We start from the raw sequence: 18,579 nt of genomic DNA, 5'->3' as shown, positions 1-18,579 counted from the left end.
CAGCCAATCTCCCCACCTGTGGGGGAGATGCCCGGCAGGGCAGAGGGGGGCGATCTGGCACGGCCGTCACCGCAATCACCCCCCCGTCATCGGCGGAAAAATCCCGATCTCCCGCGCGCCGGATATCGGCTCGTCATGCTCGACATGCTCCATGTCGAGCGCCACGCGGATCACCTCGGGATATTGAAGTGCGGCCTGATATTCTTCGCCCAGCGTCTTCAAATGATTCAGAAGATCGGCGACGGTGACGACGGAGGAGGGGAGGTCGATCTCCTCCTCCCCCTTACCGATGCGCTCACGCACCCAGGCGAAATAGACAAGTCGCGTCATTCTTCGTCATCCACGATATGTTTCAGCCCGGCGCGGAAATAATCATAGCCGGTATAGATGGTCAGCAATGCGGCGATCCACAACAGCGCGATACCGGTCTGCGTCGTATAGGGGAAAATCTCGTCGCCGGCAGGGCCTGCGAGCAGGAAGGCGATGGCGACGAGCTGCAGCGTCGTCTTCCATTTGGCGATCCGTGTCACCGGCACGCTGACCTTCAGCGCCGCCAGATATTCACGCAGGCCGGACACCAGGATCTCGCGGCAGAGAATGGTGATTGCCGCCCAGATCGACCAGCCGGCGATGGTCTGGTCGGCCGCGACCAGGAGAAGGATCGAGGCGACCAGCAGCTTGTCGGCGATCGGATCGAGCATGCGGCCGATATTCGACGTCTGGTTCCAGATTCGGGCGAGGTAACCATCGAGGAAATCGGTGAGCGAGGCGATGATGAAGATCCACAGCGCCACCCAGCGCGCCGTATTGCTGATCGACAATCGGCCTTCGATGAAGAAGCAGAGGACGATCAGCGGCACGGCGAGGATGCGGCCGTAAGTCAGAAGGTTGGGGATGCTGTACGCACGCGATGCCATGGGATCGTTTCTCTGAACTGATGCGCCGCGATAGCGCCGCGCGTCTTTACGAAAATCGATTCCGATTTTCGGGGCCGATGCCGTAGATGACGGCTTTGACCGCAGACCGTCAACATTGTTTCTGTCTTTTCACTGCCTTTGCGTGGAATTTGCGACGGCCGCCGGTTATTTCGCGGCGTCCTCGTGGAAATGGTTGTAAACTTGCCTGGCGACGGCTTCCGAGATGCCCTCTACGGCCATCAGGTCGGAAAGAGCGGCGCGCGAAACCGCTTTCGCCGTGCCGAAATGCTGCAGCAGCGCCCGCTTGCGCGATGGGCCGATGCCGCCGATCTCGTCGAGCGGGTTTTTGACCATTTCCTTCTTGCGCCGCGCCCGATGCGAGCCGATCGCGAAACGGTGTGCCTCGTCGCGCATGCGCTGGATGAAGTAGAGCACCGGATCGCGCGGCGGCAGCGTGAAGCTCTCCCGCCCCGGCGGAAAGAAGCGTTCGCGCCCGGCGTCGCGGTCGACACCCTTGGCCACCCCGATCGCCATGACGCTGTCGGTGATGCCGAGCTCGGCGAGGATGGCGCGCACTGCCGTCATCTGCCCCTGGCCGCCGTCGATCAGGATTACATCGGGCCAGGCCGGGAAGGGCATGTCGGCGGCGTCGGTTGCCGTTGCCTGCGCTGTCCGGTCGGGAATGCCTTCCTCCTTGATCAGCCGCGAGAAGCGCCGCGTCATCACCTCCTTCATCATGCCGAAGTCGTCGCCGGGCGTGATGTCGGTCGATTTGATGTTGAACTTGCGGTACTGGTTTTTCACGAAGCCTTCCGGCCCCGCCACCACCATGCCGCCGACGGCATTGGTGCCCATGATATGCGAGTTGTCGTAGATCTCGATGCGCTGCGGCGCATAGGCAAGCCCGAAGGTGTCCTTGAAGCCTTCGAGCAGCCGTGACTGCGACGCTGTCTCGGCAAGTTTTCGCCCATGCGCCTCGCGTGCATTGCCGACGACATGGTCGACGAGATCGCGCTTTTCGCCGCGCCGCGGCACCAGGATCGACACCTTGTGGCCGGCCTTTTCGCTGAGCGCTGCGGCGAGCAGCTCCAGTTCCTCGACCGTCTCCGACAGCATGATCTGTTTCGGCACCGGCTTGTCGTCATAGAACTGCGCCAGAAAGGCATTCAGCACTTCGGCGCTGGAAAGCTGCGGATCGGCCTTCGGGAAATAGGCACGGTTGCCCCAGTTCTGGCCGGTGCGGAAGAAGAATACCTGGATGCAGGAGACGCCGCCTTCGTGATGGATGGCGAAAACGTCGGCCTCCTCGACTCCAGCAGGATTGATGCCCTGGTGGCTCTGCACATGCGAAAGTGCCGCCAGGCGGTCGCGATAGATCGCCGCCCGCTCGAAGTCTAGATCCTCGGCCGCCTGGTTCATCGCTTCGGCCATGTGCGATTTCACCTTCTGGCTCTTGCCGGACAGGAAGTCCTTCGCCTCCTGCACCAGTTCGGCGTAACCCTCGTCGCTGACCTCATGGGTGCAGGGCCCGGAACAGCGCTTGATCTGGTAGAGCAGGCAGGGGCGGGTACGCGTTTCGAAGACGCTGTCGGTGCAGGTGCGGATCAGGAAGGCGCGCTGCAGCGAATTGATCGTCCGTCCGACCGCGCCGGCCGAAGCGAAAGGCCCGAAGTAATCACCCTTTCGCGCCCTGGCGCCGCGATGCTTGAAAATCGCCGGCGCCCGGTGATCGCCGGTGATGAGGATATAGGGAAACGACTTATCGTCGCGCAGCAGCACATTAAAGCGCGGCCGCAAGCGCTTGATCAGATTCGCTTCCAGCAGCAGCGCTTCGGTTTCCGTGCGCGTCGTCACGAATTCCATGTTCGCCGTCTGCCGCACCATCTGGGCGATGCGGTTGGAATGTACGCGGCCGACGGCGTAATTGCCGACGCGCTTCTTCAGGCTGCGCGCCTTGCCGACATAGAGCACGTCGCCTTCGGTATTGAACATGCGGTAGACGCCGGGGCTGTTCGGCAGCCGCTTGACGAATTCGCCGATCAATTCCGCGCCGATGAGCCCGGTCTCGTTGAGGCTGCCGGCGTTCCAGTCGACCGCTGCCGCAAGAGGGGCGGCGGAAACCTCGCCTTCCACCTCGATATCGTCTTCGCTCTCATCCGTATCGTCGTAGAGAACGCCGCCATCCGGCAGCTTTCGTCCGTTCATTCCGTAATCTCCGCCACGTCGGGCGTCTGCCAGGCGAGGTGCTGGCCGCCGTCGAGGGCAATCATCTGGCCGGTGATCGAGGGCGTGTCGAAGAGGAAGCGAATCGTTTGTCCGAACTCGCCGAATCCCGGCCCTGCCTTCATGATAAGCCCGTCGATCTGAGCCTGGAAGTCCTCTTCCGATTGCCGCGCGCTGCGCACCGTCGGGCCGGGGCCGATGGCGTTGACGCGCAGCTTCGGCGCAAAGGTCTGTGCCATCGTCTGCGTTGCCGTCCAGAGCGCCGCCTTGGAGAGCGTGTAGGAGTAGAAGCCCGGATTGAGCGCCCAGACGCGCTGGTCGATGATGTTGACGATCAGTCCGGTCGTTTCGTCAGGCAACTGCTCGGCAAAGGCTGCGGCAAGTATAGAGGGCGCGCGCACATGAATATCGAAATGCTGCGCCCATGCTTCCGCATCGAAACCGCGGGCCGAATCCTGGCGGAAGATAGAGGCATTGTTGACCAGCAGGTCGATCGGACCGAGTGCTTCCGAGGCTCTTTTTATCAGCTCGCTGGTTTCGCCGATATCGGTAAGGTCGGCCTTGAGCGCGATCGCCCGATACGCCTTCCGCCGCAATTCCGCCGCCAGCTCTTCGGCTTCGCCGAGGGAGCCGTTCGCATGGATGGCGACGGAAAAGCCATGTGCAGCAAGGTCTTCGGCGATTGCCCGGCCTATTCTCTTGGCAGCCCCGGTTATGAGGGCGGCGCGAAGTCTTTTGTGGTTCAAAATCTTGCCTTCTGATCCCGCGAGTCTGTTGGCAGACTATATAGGTGGCCGGGGAGATTATATAAATAGGCTGCTGCGGTCGCCTTCGTTGCCCTGATATTCTATGTATTATTTAAGAATGCGATTTCTTAAAATAAGTATTTTAAGTTTAACACTTCTGTATGGTTAATGAAGTGTATGTTGCGCTTAAGCAACATCGAATTTCGGCCATGTGGCAGCCACAATGATATCACAATTTGGCTCTTTCAAATCCGCATTTCAGTTTCAATTTCAGTCTCGATCCGGAAGGGACATCTGGCAATTTCCCCGCCAATGCTTCGCTGATAGACAGATGAAAAGCGGCGCGGGACTGAAAGGAGAAAAGTATGCGTGTACTCATTGCTGGCCTCATGGCCTCTGCTTTTGCAATCGCGGGCGTCTCGGCAGCTCAGGCGGCCGATGCCGTCGATCAGGTTCCGGAAGCACCGATCGCCCAGGACGCCCCGGTCAAGCCGGCCGGCAACTGGGAGGGCTTCTACCTCGGCGGCGCCGGCACCTACAACATGGGTGACTTCGGTTCCGACCGTCACACCTACGGTTTCGGCGGCCAGGTCTTCACCGGTTACAACTGGCAGCAGGGCCAGATCGTTTACGGCGTTGAATCCGACCTCGGCTACAGCGGCGACGACGTTTCCTCGGGTGGCGTCAAGAACAAGTATGGCTGGAACGGCTCCGTTCGTGGCCGCGTCGGCTACGACATGAACCCCTTCCTGCTCTACGGTACGGCCGGTCTTGCCCTCGGCAACATCAAGGTCTCCGACGACACCTCGGACGAAAGCAAGACGGCTTACGGCTATACGGTCGGCGCCGGCGTCGAAGCCTTCGTGACCAACAACATCACGACGCGCCTGGAATATCGCTACACCGATTACCAGAGCAAGGGTTACGACCTCGACTCCGGCAGCTTCTCGCGCGGCTACGACGAGAACAGCGTCAAGCTCGGTATCGGCGTCAAGTTCTAAGCCCAACAAAAGCATCCAAACATGAAGAAGCCGGGCATTTCGCCCGGCTTTTTGCTATCTGCTCGTTGTTTGCAGGCGCGCCGCCCGGTTTTCGGACTATGCGCTGGGTTTGAGCTCTTGATAGGCCGGAAATTTCTTTTCGAACTGCGCCAGCCAGTCGATCAGCGGCGCGTGATCGGCTTCCCACTGGCCCTTGAATCGCAGATCGAGATAGCCGAGCGTGGCGGCGAGCGCGAGATGTCCGCCGTTGAGTTTCTTGGCCGATTTCGGGAGATTGGCGCTGAGATGAGCAAGCCCGCTCGTCGCTTTCTTCCATTGCCGGTCGATCCAGGGCTGGTGAACCTTTTCCTCATCGCGGAAGCGTCGCTCGTAGATGATCGCCAGAAGGCAATCGCAGATGCCGTCCGAAAGCGCCTCCAGGACTTCCACGTCGGTGCGTTTGCCCTTCTTGGAAGGATAGAGCTTGCCCTTCGCCAGCCGGTCGAAATAGTGCATGATCGCCACACTGTCGAAGACCGATGCGCCGTCGTCGGTCAGAAGCGTCGGGATCTTGCCGAGCGGATTGTTTTCCACCAGGATCGCCGGCGCGGTATTCGTGTCGACCCGGATCTCGTTCAGCTTCAGACCCAGAAAATGAGCGGCCATCCGCACCTTGCTGGAATAGGGCGAGGAGGGCGACCAAAGAAGCTTCATGCGACACCTGATGGATTATGGGCCAATGCATCTCGCCCAAAAGTGTACAGCGGGTTTGGGACGGCGACATGCATAAAACAAGGAACTAAAGCGCAGCGCATGAAGAACATGCGATGCGCTTTAGGGGCGAACTATTCCCGAAGCGGATCGCCCGGTCAATCGTCCTTCACCGTCTTATTCTCGCCGCGCAGCCAGAAGGCGCGGTGCGAGGCGAAGCGGTCCTGCGCGAGATGGTCTTTCAGCGCCGGCAGCAGCTGATGCAATTCGTCCTTCAGCGTGAAGGGCGGATTGACAATGACGAGGCCGGAGCCCGTCAGTCCTGTCATGCCGCGATCGCTGCGTACGATCAGTTCGGCGCAGAGCATTTTGGGAATGTCGAGCGCCTTCAGCGTCTCGTGGAATTCCTTGATCGGGGCGCCCTTCTTCAGCGGATACCACAGACAGTAGGTGCCGCCGGGAAAGCGCCGATAGGCCCTCTCCAGCCCCTTGGCCAGGCGCTGATATTCGTCCTCCTCCTCGAAGGGCGGATCGACGAGCACGATGCCGCGCTTTTCTTTCGGCGGCAGATGCGCACCGAGCGCCAGCCAGCCGTCGAGTTCGGTGATGCGGGCATGGTGATCGCCTTCGAACAGCCGATGCAATCGGGCATAGTCCTCGGGATGCAGCTCCATCGCCGACAGCCGGTCCTGTGGCCTGAACAGTATGCGCGCCAGTTTCGGCGATCCGGGATAAAAGCGGATGCCGCCCTCGGGATTGAGTTCGCGAATTGCCGAGAGGTAGGGTTCCAGCAGCTCGGAAACCTGCGGTCCGAGCTCGGCCTCCATCAGCTTGCCGATGCCCTCAAGCCATTCGCCGGTTTTCTGCGCCTCCTCGGAGGAAAGGTCGTAGAGCCCGATGCCGGCATGCGTGTCGAGCACGCGAAAGCCACCTTCCTTCTTCTGCATATAGCGGATCAGTCGCGCCAGCACGGCATGTTTCAGCACATCGGCAAAATTGCCCGCGTGGTAGATGTGGCGGTAGTTCATTTTCGCTGATGTCCGTATGAATTCGCGTCATGGGGAGTTTTTCTGGCTTTTGGCCATTCAAGCCTTGGAATATACAAATGCCATGAACATTGCGACCCCCATCGACACCAAATCCCCGAAGTCGGACACCAGGTTGGGCCACACGGCCTGTCCGCACGACTGTCCCTCCACCTGCGCACTGGAGGTCGAACTATCTGAGGACGGCCGCATCGGCCGCGTGCGCGGCGCCAATGATCATTCCTACACCGCGGGCGTCATCTGCGCCAAGGTCGCCCGTTATGCCGAGCGGCTCTATCATCCCGATCGGCTGATGCATCCCTTGCGCCGCAGCGGCGCCAAGGGGGCAGGGCAATGGCAGCAGATCTCATGGGACGATGCGCTGGACGAGATCGCCGAAGCCTTCGTCAAGGCCGAGGCACGGGACGGCAGCGAGGCGATCTGGCCCTATTTCTACGCCGGTACCATGGGCTGGGTGCAACGCGATTCGATCGACCGTCTGCGTCACGCCAAGCGCTATTCCGGCTTCTTCTCGTCGATCTGCACCAATCCGGCATGGACCGGCTTCACCATGGCGACCGGCGTGCTGCGCGGCCCCGACCCGCGCGAGATGGGCCGCACCGATTGCGTCGTCATCTGGGGCACCAATGCGGTTTCGACCCAGGTCAACGTGATGACCCACGCCATCAAGGCGCGCAAGGAACGCGGCGCCAGGATCGTCGTCATCGATATCTACGACAATCCGACGATGAAGCAGGCCGACATGGCCTTGATCGTCAGGCCCGGCACCGACGCGGCCCTGGCCTGCGCCGTCATGCACGTCGCCTTCCGCGACGGCTATGCTGACCGGGATTACATGGCGAGATATGCCGATGATCCCGATGGTCTCGAAACGCATCTGAAATCCAGGACGCCGCAATGGGCGGCCGAGATCACCGGCCTTTCTGTCGCGGAGATCGAAGCCTTCGCCCGCCTCGTCGGCACGACGAAAAAGACCTTTTTCCGCCTGGGCTACGGCTTCACCCGCCAGCGCAATGGCGCGGTCGCCATGCATGCGGCCGCCTCAGTCGCCACCGTGCTCGGCTCCTGGCAATATGAGGGCGGCGGCGCCTTCCACTCCAACAGCGATATCTTCCGCATGAACAATGCGGAACTGACCGGCCGCTCGATGAAGGATGCCGATATCCGCATGCTCGATCAGTCGCAGATCGGCCGGGTGCTAACCGGCGATCCGGTGGCGTTGCGCCATCGCGGCCCGGTGACGGCAATGCTGATCCAGAACACCAATCCGGCCAACATTGCTCCCGAGCAGCGCCTGGTCAGACGCGGCTTTGCCCGCGACGACCTGTTCGTCGCCGTGCATGAGCAATTCATGACCGAAACGGCCGAGATCGCCGATATCGTCATTCCCGCGACGATGTTCGTCGAGCATGACGATATCTATCGGGCCGGCGGCCAGAACCATATCCTGCTCGGGCCGAAGCTGGTCGAGCCGCCGCCAACCGTGCGCACCAACCTCTTCGTCATCGAGGAACTGGCAAAACGCCTCGGCGTCGCCGATCGCCCCGGCTTCGGCTTCACCGCCCGCGAGATGGTCGACCGCGTGCTCGAATCGAGCGGCCTGCCGGGTTACGATTATTTCCTCGAACACAAATGGTTCGATCGCCAGCCGCCTTTCGAGGAGGCGCATTTCCTCAACGGCTTTGCCCACCCCGACGGCAAGTTCCACTTCCGCCCGGACTGGATCAACCAGCCGGCGCCGAACAAACCTCCGGCGGCGATCGGCGCGCTCGGCCCGCATGGGGAGCTTCCCGCCTTCCCCGATCAGGTCGATGTCATCGAAGTCGCCGATCCCGAGCATCCCTTCCGTCTGGCCACGTCGCCCGCCCGCAACTTCCTCAATTCGAGCTTTTCCGAAACCAAGACGTCGCGCCAGAAAGAAGGCCGCCCGGAGGTCATGATCAATCCCGCCGACGCCGAGGCCAATGGCATTGCGCATGGCGACCTTGTCCGCATCGGCAACGGCCGCGGCGATCTGCGCATCCATGCCCGCATCACCACCGAGGTCAAGCCGGGCGTGCTGATCGCCGAAGGCCTCTGGCCGAACAAGGCGCATGTCGACGGTGAGGGCATCAACGTTCTGACCGGCGCCGACCCCGTTGCGCCCTATGGCGGAGCGGCCGTACACGACAACAAGGTCTGGCTTCGCAGGGACACAGCATGATGCAGCCGAAATCACGCATGAAGATCGTCAGCGAGCAAACGCTGTCGAATGGCTGGACGCGGTTGAGCAGCTATCTGCTCGATTACATCGATCGCAAGGGCGCGACCCAGCAGTTGAAGCGGGAGGTCTACCACCGCACGCCCGCCGCCTGCATCCTGCTTTATGATCCCAAACGCGACCTCGTCGTTCTCGTCCGCCAGTTCCGCCTTGCCGTTCACCTGAACGGCGATCCCGCCTGGATGATCGAGGTGCCGGCCGGCTTGCTCGACGACGACCATCCCGAGGCGGCGATCCGCCGCGAGGCGATGGAGGAGACCGGCTATCGCCTGCGCGAGGCGCGCTTTCTGTTTAAATGTTATATGTCGCCGGGCGCCATCACAGAAGTCGTCCACTTCTTCGCAGCCCTCATCGACACCGAAGACCGCGTCGCCGAAGGCGGCGGCCTGGAGGAGGAGCACGAGGATATCGAGGTTCTGGAAATCCCGCTCGACGATGCCGCCCGGATGATCGAAGCCGGCGAGATTTTTGACGCCAAGACGATCATGCTGCTGCAATGGGCGGCGTTGAACAGGAACAGGATCGGATAGCGGTCGGGCGTCTCGGGCGACGCGCCGGTTGCACCCATGACGGCTCCCGCATCGCGCGGCCAGCGCTTGAGAATTCATACGTTTGTCACGAAGCGGTTCTATCCGCTGCGTTTTGTCGATCATCGGATGCGGTCAGGAGAAAGCCCATGTGGCTCAGCAATTTCACCCTTGTTCTCCCCGACCAGGTGGTGAGCGACGGTTCCGTGCGTATTGAGGATGGCGCCATCGCGGAGATCCGGCCGGAGCCGGTCGCCGGGGCTGCGATCGACGGCGGCGGGCGGCTGCTGATGCCGGGATTCGTCGATCTGCACGGCGACATGATCGAGCGCGAGATCGCGCCGCGGCCGAATGCGACGATGCCGATCGATTTCGGCATCCACGAGCTCGACAAGAAACTTGCCGCCGCCGGTGTCACCACCGCCTTTGCCGCCGTCTCCTTCGCCACCGAAAGCGTCTACGGCCACGTCCGCTCGCTGGAGACGACATCGGCGGTGATCGAGGGCATCAACCGCCTGCGCGACAATCTCTTGATCGACCACCGCGTCCATGCCCGCTACGAAATCACCAATGTCGGCGCCGCGCCGGCGCTCGAGCGCCTACTGAACGCCGATCAGATCGACATGGTCTCCCTCACCGACCACACGCCCGGCCAGGGCCAGTACAACAACCTGCAAAGCTATATTCTCAGCATTTCCGAGCGCCGCGCCATCTCCGAGGAAATGGCCGCCGAGATCGTCGCCAAGCGCATCGCCATGCGCAATAACCCCGACATCGAGGCCAAGCTGAGGGAGATTGTCGCGCTGTCGCTGAAGGACAAGCTGTCGCTTGCCTCGCATGACGATGACAGCGTCGAGAAGGTCGCCGAAATGCACGATCTCGGCGTCACCATCAGCGAATTTCCGGTCACCGCACCCGCCGCGGAAGAGGCGCGCCGCCGCGGCCTCTGGACGCTGATGGGCGCGCCGAACGCGCTGCGCGGCCAGTCGATGTCGGGCAATCTCAGCGCCCTCGATGCCGCCAGGGCCGGCCTCTTGAGCGTCATCGCCGCCGATTATCATCCGGCCGCCTTCGTGCCCGGCATCTTCAAGCTCGCCGACACGGTGGAAGGCGGCCTGCCGGCCGCCGTCGCCATGGCGACCGGCAACGCCGCCCGCTCCGCCGGCCTCCTGGACCGCGGCGAAATCGCCATCGGCCAGCGCGCCGATCTCGTCGCGGTCGAGCTCGGCGACATCAACCGCATCCGCGCCACCTTCCGCGCCGGCCGCTTCGTCTATAGCGACGGCACGCTGCATCCGTTGCGGGCGCTGGCTGCTTAAGCGCGATCACCGATCAGCGAGATGAGCTGAGCTTTGGGCGCAACGCCCGAGGCATCGGCGCTTACGGCCTTGCCGCCTTCCATCGTCACGCGGCCTTCGGCAAAGAGCCGCAGCGCCTGCGGATAGATCTGATGTTCGACGGTCAGCACCCGCGCAGCAAGGCTATCGGCCGTGTCGCCGGAAAGAACCGGAACGGCGGCCTGGCCGATCACCGGTCCTTCGTCCATGCCTTCGGTAACGAAATGCACCGTGCAGCCGGCGATGCGCATGCCGGCGTCGATGGCGCGCTGATGGGTGTGGAGGCCGGGGAAGAGCGGCAGCAGGGAAGGGTGGATGTTGAGCATCCGGCCTTCGTAGCGCTGGATGAAGGTCGGCGTGAGCAGCCGCATGTAGCCGGCGAGGCAGAGGATGTCGGGTGAAAGTTCGTCGAGCGCCGAAAAGATCGCCGCCTCGTGCGCATCCTTACTGGCGTAATCCTTGCGGGAAAAGGCGAAGGTGGCGATGCCTTCGGCCGCCGCCTTGGCAAGCCCGCCGGCCTCCGCCTTGTCGGAGATCACGCCGACGATCTCGGCCGGATAATCGGCGGCCTTCGCCGCCGCGACCAGCGCCATCATGTTGGAGCCGCCACCCGATATGAAGACGACGACGCGTTTGCGCGGCGTGCTCATATGGCAAGCGTACCCTTGTAGACCGTGCCGGCAGCGCCCTCGGCGCGGGCAATCATGCGGCCGAGCGTGACGACCTTTTCGCCTTCGGCTTCAAGCACCTTGGATACCGCGGCAACATTTTCTTCGGCGACGACGACGATCATGCCGATGCCGCAGTTGAAGGTGCGCAGCATTTCCTTGGCTTCGACGCCGCCGGTCCTGGCGAGCCACGAGAAGACCGGCGGAACCTTGACGGCCGCAAGGTCGATCTCGGCCGCCAAATGCTTCGGCAGCACGCGCGGAATATTTTCCGGGAAGCCGCCGCCGGTAATATGGGCGAGCGCCTTCAGCGCACCCGTCTCGCGGATCGCCTTCAGCAGCGGCTTCACATAGATGCGGGTCGGCTCCAGCAGCGCTTCGCCGAGCTTCTTGCCTTCGGCAAACGGCGCCGGCGCATCCCAGCCGAGGCCGGAAAGCGAAACGATCTTGCGCACCAGCGAGAAGCCGTTGGAATGGACGCCGGAGGAGGCGAGGCCGAGGATCACGTCGCCCTCGGCGATGTCACCGGAGGGGAGCAGCTTGCCGCGTTCGGCAGCGCCGACGGCAAACCCGGCAAGATCGTAATCGCCGGAGGAATACATGCCCGGCATTTCGGCCGTCTCGCCGCCGATCAGCGCGCAGCCGGCCTCGCGGCAGCCGGCGGCAATGCCGCCGACGATCGCAGCACCCTGGTCGGGGTCGAGCTTGCCGGTCGCGAAATAATCGAGGAAGAACAGCGGCTCGGCGCCCTGGACGACCAGATCGTTGACGCACATGGCGACGAGGTCGATGCCCACAGTCTCATGATAGTTCGCGTCGATGGCGATCTTCAGTTTGGTGCCGACGCCGTCATTGGCGGCGACGAGAACCGGATCGGTAAAGCCCGCGGCTTTCAGGTCGAAGAGCCCGCCGAAGCCGCCGATCTCGCCGTTGGCGCCGGGACGGCGCGTCGAGCGTACCGCCGGCTTGATCTTCTCGACGAGGAGGTTGCCGGCATCGATGTCGACGCCCGCGTCGCTATAGGTCAGGCCGTTTTTCCCAGACTGGCTCATGCTGGTCTCCGATGGCTGTTTCAGGCGGCGGACGCGCCGCGTCATCTGCCGGTCGCAATTGCATGACAGGGCCGTTTATGCAAGCGCCGCATGGCAAAAGCCCCCAATTTCCCGCGTCTTCCAGGAGGCTTTCCGGGATTTGGCGCGACAGGGTTGACCATCTTTGCGCCTGCATCCTATGTGCTGAATGGCGGCGGCGCATCGGGTGCGGCGTTTGGCGGCGGCGAGCGATCAGCGGGGAAGCAATGCCACAGCAAATCAGCGGCAACAGTCTCAAGCGTCAGATCTTCTTCTGGCTGGCGGTGCTCGTCTTCTTCATCGTCTTTCTCTATGTCTTCAGTTCGATCCTCCTGCCCTTCATTGCCGGCATGGCGATCGCCTATTTCCTCGATCCGGTGGCAGACAGGCTGCAGCGGCTCGGCCTGAGCCGCATGATGGCGACGATCGTCATCTTGATCGCCTTCGTGATCACCTTCACGCTGGCGCTGATGATCCTCATTCCCGTGCTCGTCAGCCAGTTCAACGATTTCGCCGAGCGGCTGCCGGGCTATATCAGCCAGTTGCAGCAGTTCATTGACACCTCCAAAAACTCGCTGCTGCCGGAATGGGTCCGGAGTCAGGCCGGCACGATCAAGGATAATTTCTCCGGCATCCTCTCCGAAGGCATGGGCTTCCTGACCGGGCTCTTCGCCCAGATCTGGAATTCCGGCAAGGCGATCGTCGACGTCATATCGCTGCTCGTCGTCACCCCCGTCGTCGCCTTCTATATCCTGCTCGACTGGGACCGCATGATCTCCAAGGTCGATCATTGGATTCCGCGCGATTACGTCGCCGATGTCCGCCAGATCGCCAAGGAGATCGATCAGGCGATCGCCGGCTTCATTCGCGGCCAGGGCTCGCTCTGCCTCATCCTCGGTATCTATTATGCCGCCGGCCTCTCGCTCGTCGGCTTGAATTTCGGCCTGCTGATCGGCCTCTTTGCCGGCATGATCAGTTTCATCCCCTATGTCGGCTCGCTGGTCGGCCTCGTTCTTTCCGTCGGCGTGGCGATCGTGCAGTTCTGGCCGGATTATCCCTGGATCGGGCTGGTGCTCGTCGTCTTCTTCAGCGGCCAGTTCCTGGAAGGCAACATTCTGCAACCGAAGCTCGTCGGCTCCAGCGTCGGCCTGCATCCGGTCTGGCTGATGTTTGCGCTGTTTGCCTTCGGGGCGCTCTTCGGTTTCGTCGGGCTTCTGGTCGCGGTGCCGGCCGCCGCCGCCGTCGGTGTCCTTGTTCGCTTCGCGCTTTCGCGCTACCTTCAGAGTGATCTTTATTTTGGCGGGTCGCCGAGCGGCCGCGCTCAGAAGACGAAATCAGTTCCCAATGAATGACGTGAAGAACGCTGATCCGAAGCGCAAGGCCGGAGAGCAGCTGCCGCTGGTCTTTTCGCACGATGCCGCCAGCGGCCGCGACGATCTCCTGATCTCGGAGCGTCTTGCCGCCGCCGTGTCGATCGTCGATGCCTGGCCGGCATGGCCATCGCCGGTCGTCGTGCTTGCCGGCCCGGTCGGTTCGGGGAAATCGCATCTCGCCCGCATCTGGCGGGAGTTGAGCGGTGCCGTCAGCATTCACCCCGAGCTTGGCTCGGACGCCGCCGTCGCCGCCGCCGCCGGCCCGGTGCTGTTCGAGGATGCCGACCGCCTCGGCTTCGACGACAATGCGCTCTTCCACGTCATCAACAGCGTTCGCGAACATGGCACCAGCCTGTTGATGACCAGCCGCCTCTGGCCGATCTCCTGGCCGGTTTCGCTGCCCGATCTGCGCTCGCGCCTGAAGGCTGCGACGGTCGTCGAGATCGGCGAACCCGACGAAGGACTGCTGTCGCAGGTGATCGTCAAGCTCTTCGCCGACCGGCAGCTTTATATAGATGACAAACTCGTGCTCTATATCGTTAACCGCATGGAGCGGTCGCTGAACGCGGCCCAGACGATCGTCGAAAGGCTCGACCGGCTGGCCCTGTCCCGGGGCACGAAGATCACCCGGTCTCTTGCTGCCGAAGTATTGAATGAATTGGGAAATTCGGAACCGGCCGATTGACTGTCACAGTTCCGTCGTGAAACTGATATAATTGCCGTCGCGATTGAAAACGGGGTAGTGGACCATGGATAGCGCAGTCGCAGAACATCAGGAACTCACTCCGGAAACCAACGACAACACGCCCGCTCTGGAAGAGCTGCTGACCAGCCCGGAGCGCTTCATCAATCGCGAATTCTCCTGGCTGCAATTCAATCGCCGTGTGCTGGAAGAGACGTTGAACACCGAGCATCCGCTGCTCGAGCGTGTCCGCTTCCTGTCGATCTCGGCCGCCAACCTCGACGAGTTCTTCATGGTGCGCGTCGCCGGTCTCGAGGGCCAGGTGCGCCAGAACATCGCCATCCGCAGCCCTGACGGCAAGACCCCGGCCGAGCAGCTCGACTCGATCCTGCAGGAGATCGACCATCTGCAGATGGAGCAGCAGGCCTCGCTCGCCGTGTTGCAGCAATACCTCGCCAAGGAAGACATCCTGATCGTGCGCCCCGGCGCGCTCAGCGATGCCGACCGCCAGTGGCTGGCCGCCGAATTCGAACAGGCGATTTTCCCGGTGCTGACGCCGCTGTCGATCGACCCGGCCCACCCGTTCCCGTTCATTCCCAATCTCGGCTTCTCGATCGGCCTGCAGCTCGTCAGCAAGAACGGCCGCGAGCCGATGACGGCGCTCCTGCGCCTGCCGCCGGCGCTCGACCGCTTCGTCCGCCTGCCCGATGATGCGAATACGATCCGCTACATCACGCTGGAAGATGTCGCCAACATCTTCATCCACCGGCTCTACCCAGGTTATGAGGTACAGGGCTCCGGTACCTTCCGCGTCATCCGCGACAGCGATATCGAAGTCGAGGAAGAGGCCGAGGATCTTGTCCGCTTCTTTGAGACGGCGCTGAAGCGGCGCCGCCGCGGCAAGGTCATCCGCATCGAGACCGACTCGGAAATGCCGGCTTCGCTGCGCCAGTTCGTCGTCCATGCGCTCAGCATCCCCGATAACCGCGTCGCCGTTCTGCCGGGTCTTCTGGCGCTGAACACGCTTTCGGAGATCGCCAAGGCGCCGCGCGACGACCTGAGGTTTCTTCCCTATAATGCGCGATTTCCCGAGCGCGTCCGCGAACATGCCGGCGACTGCTTCGCCGCCATCCGTGAAAAGGACATGGTCGTCCACCACCCCTACGAATCTTTCGACGTGGTCGTCCAGTTTCTTCTCCAGGCTGCGCGCGATCCTGACGTCCTGGCGATAAAGCAGACGCTTTACCGCACCTCCAACGACAGCCCGATCGTCCGTGCGCTGATCGACGCCGCCGAGGCCGGCAAGTCGGTGACGGCGCTGGTCGAGCTCAAGGCCCGCTTCGACGAAGAGGCGAACATTCGCTGGGCGCGCGACCTCGAACGCGCCGGTGTGCAGGTCGTCTTCGGCTTCATCGAGCTCAAGACCCACGCCAAGATGTCGATGGTCGTCCGGCGTGAGGAGGGCAAGCTCAGGACCTATTGCCATCTCGGGACCGGCAACTACCACCCGATCACCGCGAAGATCTATACGGATCTCTCCTATTTCACCTGCAATCCCGTCATCGCCCACGACATGGCGAACATCTTCAACTTCATCACCGGCTATGGCGAGCCCGAACAGGGTATGCAGCTGGCGATTTCGCCCTACACGATGCGCCCGCGCATCCTGCGCCACATCGAGGAAGAGATCCAGCATGCCCGCAACGGCGCGCCGGCGGCGATCTGGATGAAGATGAATTCGCTCGTCGATCCTGATATCATCGACGCGCTCTATCGTGCCAGCCACGCGGGGGTGGAGATCGATCTCGTCGTGCGCGGCATCTGCTGCCTGCGTCCGCAGGTGCCCGGTCTCTCGGAGAAGATCCGCGTCAAGTCGATCGTCGGCCGCTTCCTCGAGCACAGCCGCATCTTCTGCTTCGGCAATGGCCACGGCCTGCCGTCCGACAAGGCGCTGGTCTACATCGGTTCGGCCGACATGATGCCGAGAAATCTCGATCGCCGCGTCGAGACCATGGTTCCGCTGACGAATCCGACTGTTCACGAGCAGGTCTTGTCACAGATTATGCTCGGCAACGTGATTGACAATCAGCAAAGCTACGAGATATTGCCCGACGGTACGTCGCGCCGCATGGAAGTGCGCAGGGGCGAGGAACCGTTCAATGCGCAGCAGTATTTCATGACCAATCCGAGCCTGTCGGGCCGTGGTGAAGCTCTGAAGTCCAGCGCGCCGAAACTGATCGCCGGCCTGCTCGAAGGCCGCAACAACAAGTAATACTGGACCTAAATGGTTGAATCTGAAGCCCAGGGGCGCCTTCCGGGGATCGCTCCGGTCTCCGTTGTCGACATCGGATCGAATTCCATTCGTCTCGTCGTCTACGAAGGCATGTCTCGCTCGCCGACCATTCTTTTCAACGAAAAGGTCCTCTGCGGCCTCGGCAAGGGCATAGCCGTCACCGGCAAGATGGATGAAGAGAGCGTCATCAGGGCTCTGGCGGCGCTGCACCGTTTCAAGGCCCTGTCCGACCAGGCACGCGCCGCCACGATGTATGTTCTGGCGACGGCGGCCGCCCGCGAGGCGAGCAACGGCCCGGATTTCATCCACCAGGCGGAAACTATTCTCGGCCGCAAGGTCCGCGTGCTCTCCGGCGAGGAGGAGGCGAAATTCGCCTCGCTCGGCATCATCAGCGGCTTCTTCAATCCCGACGGTATTGCCGGCGACCTCGGCGGCGGCTCGCTGGAACTGATCGATATCAAGGGCAAGGAAGTCGGCAAGGGCATCACGCTGCCGCTCGGCGGCCTTCGCCTGTCGGAATATGCCGGCGGCTCGCTTTCCAAGGCCAGAGCCTTCGCCCGCAAGCAGGTGAAGACGGCAAAGCTCTTGTCGAAAGGCGAGGGGCGCACCTTCTACGCCGTCGGCGGCACCTGGCGAAACATCGCTAAGCTGCACATGGAGATGACACATTATCCGCTGCACATGATGCAGGGTTATGAAGTCTCGCTCGAAGCGATGATGCTGTTCCTCGAACAGGTGGTGACCGCGCGCGATTCCAAGGAGCCGGCGCTGCAGGCCGTGTCCAAGCATCGCCGGTCGCTGCTGCCCTTCGGCGCCGTCGCGATGAAGGAAGTGCTGAGCGCCATGAGGCCGTCGATGATTTCCTTCTCGGCGCAAGGTGTGCGCGAGGGATATCTCTACTCGCTGCTGTCCGAGCCCGAGCGCCGCCTCGATCCGCTGCTGGCCGCTGCCGGTGAATTGGCGATCCTGCGTGCCCGTTCGCCCGAGCATGCCCGCGAACTGGCGGAATGGACCGGCCGGATGATGCCCTTCTTCGACGTCCAGGAAACCGACGAGGAAAGCCGCTATCGCCAGGCCGCCTGCCTGCTCGCCGATATCAGCTGGCGCGCCCACCCCGACTATCGCGGCCTGCAGGCGCTGAACGTCATCGCCCACTCTTCCTTCGTCGGCATCAGCCATCCCGGCCGTGCCTTTATCGCGCTGACCAATTATTACCGTTTCGAGGGTCTGCACGACGACGGCGCCACCGGCCCGCTGGCGCAGATCGCCACGCCACCCTTCATCGAGCGCGCCAAGCTGCTCGGCGGCATGCTCCGCGTCGTCTACCTCTTCTCGGCCTCGATGCCGGGCATCGTCAAGAACCTGACCTTCCGCAGATCATCGAACCCGGACTTCGACCTCGAATTCGTCGTTCCCTCCGAATACCGCGATTTCGCCGGCGAACGCCTGGACGGCCGCCTGCAGCAGCTGTCGCGGCTGACGAACAAGAGGCTGGCGTTTCGGTTCGAGTAGGGCTTCGCAGCGGCCGTTGTACCGTGTCAGCCCCCTCTGCCCTGCCGGGCATCCCCCCACAGGTGGGGAGATCACAAGCGGCTTGAACTTCCCGCCCATCTATCGTTTCGCCGTGCCGGACGCTCATTGTTTGGGGAAGCCAGTAAGCCCAGCCAATCTCCCCACCTGCACGGCATGCCGTACGATATACCACCAAACCAAACAAAAAGGGCGGCGCTCACGCACCGCCCCTCC

At 62.4% G+C, this 18,579-nt stretch carries 16 protein-coding genes; 8 read left to right on the top strand and 8 right to left on the bottom strand.

The window, feature by feature from the left end:
- Nucleotides 1-75: 75 nt before the first annotated feature.
- From moaD to K6M89_RS03920, 4 genes are all read right to left on the bottom strand, one after another.
- Nucleotides 76-330 (bottom strand): molybdopterin converting factor subunit 1, encoded by a 255-nt coding sequence (moaD, locus tag K6M89_RS03935; protein WP_064682125.1) that lies wholly within the window; start codon nucleotides 328-330, stop codon nucleotides 76-78.
- Nucleotides 327-917: a CDP-diacylglycerol--glycerol-3-phosphate 3-phosphatidyltransferase gene (pgsA, locus tag K6M89_RS03930; protein WP_010034988.1), complete on the bottom strand. Its 591-nt coding sequence runs from the start codon at nucleotides 915-917 to the stop codon at nucleotides 327-329. The genes moaD and pgsA overlap by 4 nt, the downstream gene beginning before the upstream one ends.
- A 165-nt stretch (nucleotides 918-1,082) precedes the next feature.
- Nucleotides 1,083-3,122 carry an excinuclease ABC subunit UvrC gene (gene uvrC / locus K6M89_RS03925; RefSeq protein ID WP_222138495.1) on the bottom strand — a complete coding sequence of 680 codons (2,040 nt, stop codon included), beginning with the start codon at nucleotides 3,120-3,122 and terminating at the stop codon, nucleotides 1,083-1,085.
- Nucleotides 3,119-3,886, bottom strand: a complete 768-nt coding sequence (locus K6M89_RS03920) for an SDR family oxidoreductase (protein ID WP_097584776.1) — start codon at nucleotides 3,884-3,886, stop codon at nucleotides 3,119-3,121. The genes uvrC and K6M89_RS03920 overlap by 4 nt, the downstream gene beginning before the upstream one ends.
- Before the next feature lie 365 nt (nucleotides 3,887-4,251).
- On the opposite strand from K6M89_RS03920, the gene K6M89_RS03915 reads away from it, so the two are divergent.
- Complete coding sequence (locus K6M89_RS03915; RefSeq protein WP_222138494.1) at nucleotides 4,252-4,887, top strand: outer membrane protein; 636 nt, start codon at nucleotides 4,252-4,254, stop codon at nucleotides 4,885-4,887.
- 96 nt (nucleotides 4,888-4,983) lie between these two features.
- Here K6M89_RS03915 and K6M89_RS03910 read toward each other — a convergent pair whose 3' ends face one another.
- Both K6M89_RS03910 and K6M89_RS03905 read right to left on the bottom strand, forming a co-directional pair.
- Entirely contained in the window at nucleotides 4,984-5,580 is a 597-nt protein-coding gene (locus tag K6M89_RS03910; RefSeq protein WP_222138493.1) for a glutathione S-transferase family protein, read from the bottom strand.
- Nucleotides 5,581-5,735: 155 nt separating this feature from the next.
- The gene (locus K6M89_RS03905; RefSeq protein WP_222138492.1) at nucleotides 5,736-6,605 is read right to left on the bottom strand and encodes a 23S rRNA (adenine(2030)-N(6))-methyltransferase RlmJ; all 870 of its coding nucleotides are present in this window, start codon (nucleotides 6,603-6,605) and stop codon (nucleotides 5,736-5,738) included.
- Nucleotides 6,606-6,621: 16 nt separating this feature from the next.
- Between K6M89_RS03905 and K6M89_RS03900 the strand changes: the two genes are divergently transcribed.
- From K6M89_RS03900 to K6M89_RS03890, 3 genes are all read left to right on the top strand, one after another.
- Nucleotides 6,622-8,826 (top strand): molybdopterin-containing oxidoreductase family protein, encoded by a 2,205-nt coding sequence (locus K6M89_RS03900; protein WP_222138491.1) that lies wholly within the window; start codon nucleotides 6,622-6,624, stop codon nucleotides 8,824-8,826.
- Nucleotides 8,823-9,413 carry an NUDIX domain-containing protein gene (locus tag K6M89_RS03895; protein ID WP_097584783.1) on the top strand — a complete coding sequence of 197 codons (591 nt, stop codon included), beginning with the start codon at nucleotides 8,823-8,825 and terminating at the stop codon, nucleotides 9,411-9,413. Before K6M89_RS03900 ends, K6M89_RS03895 begins: the two co-directional genes overlap by 4 nt.
- Nucleotides 9,414-9,559: 146 nt before the next feature.
- Entirely contained in the window at nucleotides 9,560-10,729 is a 1,170-nt protein-coding gene (locus K6M89_RS03890) for an alpha-D-ribose 1-methylphosphonate 5-triphosphate diphosphatase (protein WP_222138490.1), read from the top strand.
- On the opposite strand, the gene purN is transcribed toward K6M89_RS03890, so the two are convergent.
- On the bottom strand, nucleotides 10,726-11,397 hold the full coding sequence (gene purN, locus K6M89_RS03885; protein ID WP_097584787.1) for a phosphoribosylglycinamide formyltransferase: 672 nt from the start codon (nucleotides 11,395-11,397) through the stop codon (nucleotides 10,726-10,728). The genes K6M89_RS03890 and purN overlap by 4 nt on opposite strands.
- Nucleotides 11,394-12,467 carry a phosphoribosylformylglycinamidine cyclo-ligase gene (purM, locus tag K6M89_RS03880; protein WP_222138489.1) on the bottom strand — a complete coding sequence of 358 codons (1,074 nt, stop codon included), beginning with the start codon at nucleotides 12,465-12,467 and terminating at the stop codon, nucleotides 11,394-11,396. The genes purN and purM overlap by 4 nt, the downstream gene beginning before the upstream one ends.
- Before the next feature lie 245 nt (nucleotides 12,468-12,712).
- Here purM and K6M89_RS03875 point away from each other — a divergent pair, with 245 nt between their 5' ends.
- The 4 genes from K6M89_RS03875 (at nucleotide 12,713) to ppx (ending at nucleotide 18,345) form a co-directional block, all read left to right on the top strand.
- A complete protein-coding gene (locus K6M89_RS03875; RefSeq protein WP_097584791.1) occupies nucleotides 12,713-13,837 on the top strand; it encodes an AI-2E family transporter in 1,125 nt (374 codons plus the stop codon).
- Entirely contained in the window at nucleotides 13,830-14,543 is a 714-nt protein-coding gene (gene hdaA / locus K6M89_RS03870) for a DnaA regulatory inactivator HdaA (protein ID WP_010035472.1), read from the top strand. Before K6M89_RS03875 ends, hdaA begins: the two co-directional genes overlap by 8 nt.
- A gap of 64 nt (nucleotides 14,544-14,607) precedes the next feature.
- Nucleotides 14,608-16,812 carry an RNA degradosome polyphosphate kinase gene (locus tag K6M89_RS03865; RefSeq protein ID WP_097584793.1) on the top strand — a complete coding sequence of 735 codons (2,205 nt, stop codon included), beginning with the start codon at nucleotides 14,608-14,610 and terminating at the stop codon, nucleotides 16,810-16,812.
- 12 nt (nucleotides 16,813-16,824) lie between these two features.
- Nucleotides 16,825-18,345 carry an exopolyphosphatase gene (gene ppx / locus K6M89_RS03860; RefSeq protein WP_222138488.1) on the top strand — a complete coding sequence of 507 codons (1,521 nt, stop codon included), beginning with the start codon at nucleotides 16,825-16,827 and terminating at the stop codon, nucleotides 18,343-18,345.
- The last annotated feature ends 234 nt before the right edge of the window (nucleotides 18,346-18,579 follow it).

The sequence above is a fragment of the Rhizobium croatiense genome, from assembly GCF_019793465.1.
GTDB lineage: Bacteria > Pseudomonadota > Alphaproteobacteria > Rhizobiales > Rhizobiaceae > Rhizobium > Rhizobium croatiense.
The sequence above is the reverse complement of the archived record's forward strand: the minus strand, read 5'-3'. Positions and strand labels throughout refer to the sequence as shown.

Coding starts and splice junctions, on each gene's coding strand:
- pgsA (WP_010034988.1), bottom strand. CDS start 917: ATGGCATCGCGTGCGTACAGCATCCCCAACCTTCTGACTTACGGCCGC.
- K6M89_RS03890 (WP_222138490.1), top strand. CDS start 9,560: ATGTGGCTCAGCAATTTCACCCTTGTTCTCCCCGACCAGGTGGTGAGC.
- ppx (WP_222138488.1), top strand. CDS start 16,825: ATGGTTGAATCTGAAGCCCAGGGGCGCCTTCCGGGGATCGCTCCGGTC.
- K6M89_RS03910 (WP_222138493.1), bottom strand. CDS start 5,580: ATGAAGCTTCTTTGGTCGCCCTCCTCGCCCTATTCCAGCAAGGTGCGG.
- K6M89_RS03900 (WP_222138491.1), top strand. CDS start 6,622: ATGAATTCGCGTCATGGGGAGTTTTTCTGGCTTTTGGCCATTCAAGCC.
- K6M89_RS03875 (WP_097584791.1), top strand. CDS start 12,713: ATGCCACAGCAAATCAGCGGCAACAGTCTCAAGCGTCAGATCTTCTTC.
- K6M89_RS03915 (WP_222138494.1), top strand. CDS start 4,252: ATGCGTGTACTCATTGCTGGCCTCATGGCCTCTGCTTTTGCAATCGCG.
- uvrC (WP_222138495.1), bottom strand. CDS start 3,122: ATGAACGGACGAAAGCTGCCGGATGGCGGCGTTCTCTACGACGATACG.
- K6M89_RS03905 (WP_222138492.1), bottom strand. CDS start 6,605: ATGAACTACCGCCACATCTACCACGCGGGCAATTTTGCCGATGTGCTG.
- moaD (WP_064682125.1), bottom strand. CDS start 330: ATGACGCGACTTGTCTATTTCGCCTGGGTGCGTGAGCGCATCGGTAAG.
- hdaA (WP_010035472.1), top strand. CDS start 13,830: ATGAATGACGTGAAGAACGCTGATCCGAAGCGCAAGGCCGGAGAGCAG.
- K6M89_RS03895 (WP_097584783.1), top strand. CDS start 8,823: ATGATGCAGCCGAAATCACGCATGAAGATCGTCAGCGAGCAAACGCTG.
- purM (WP_222138489.1), bottom strand. CDS start 12,467: ATGAGCCAGTCTGGGAAAAACGGCCTGACCTATAGCGACGCGGGCGTC.
- K6M89_RS03865 (WP_097584793.1), top strand. CDS start 14,608: ATGGATAGCGCAGTCGCAGAACATCAGGAACTCACTCCGGAAACCAAC.
- purN (WP_097584787.1), bottom strand. CDS start 11,397: ATGAGCACGCCGCGCAAACGCGTCGTCGTCTTCATATCGGGTGGCGGC.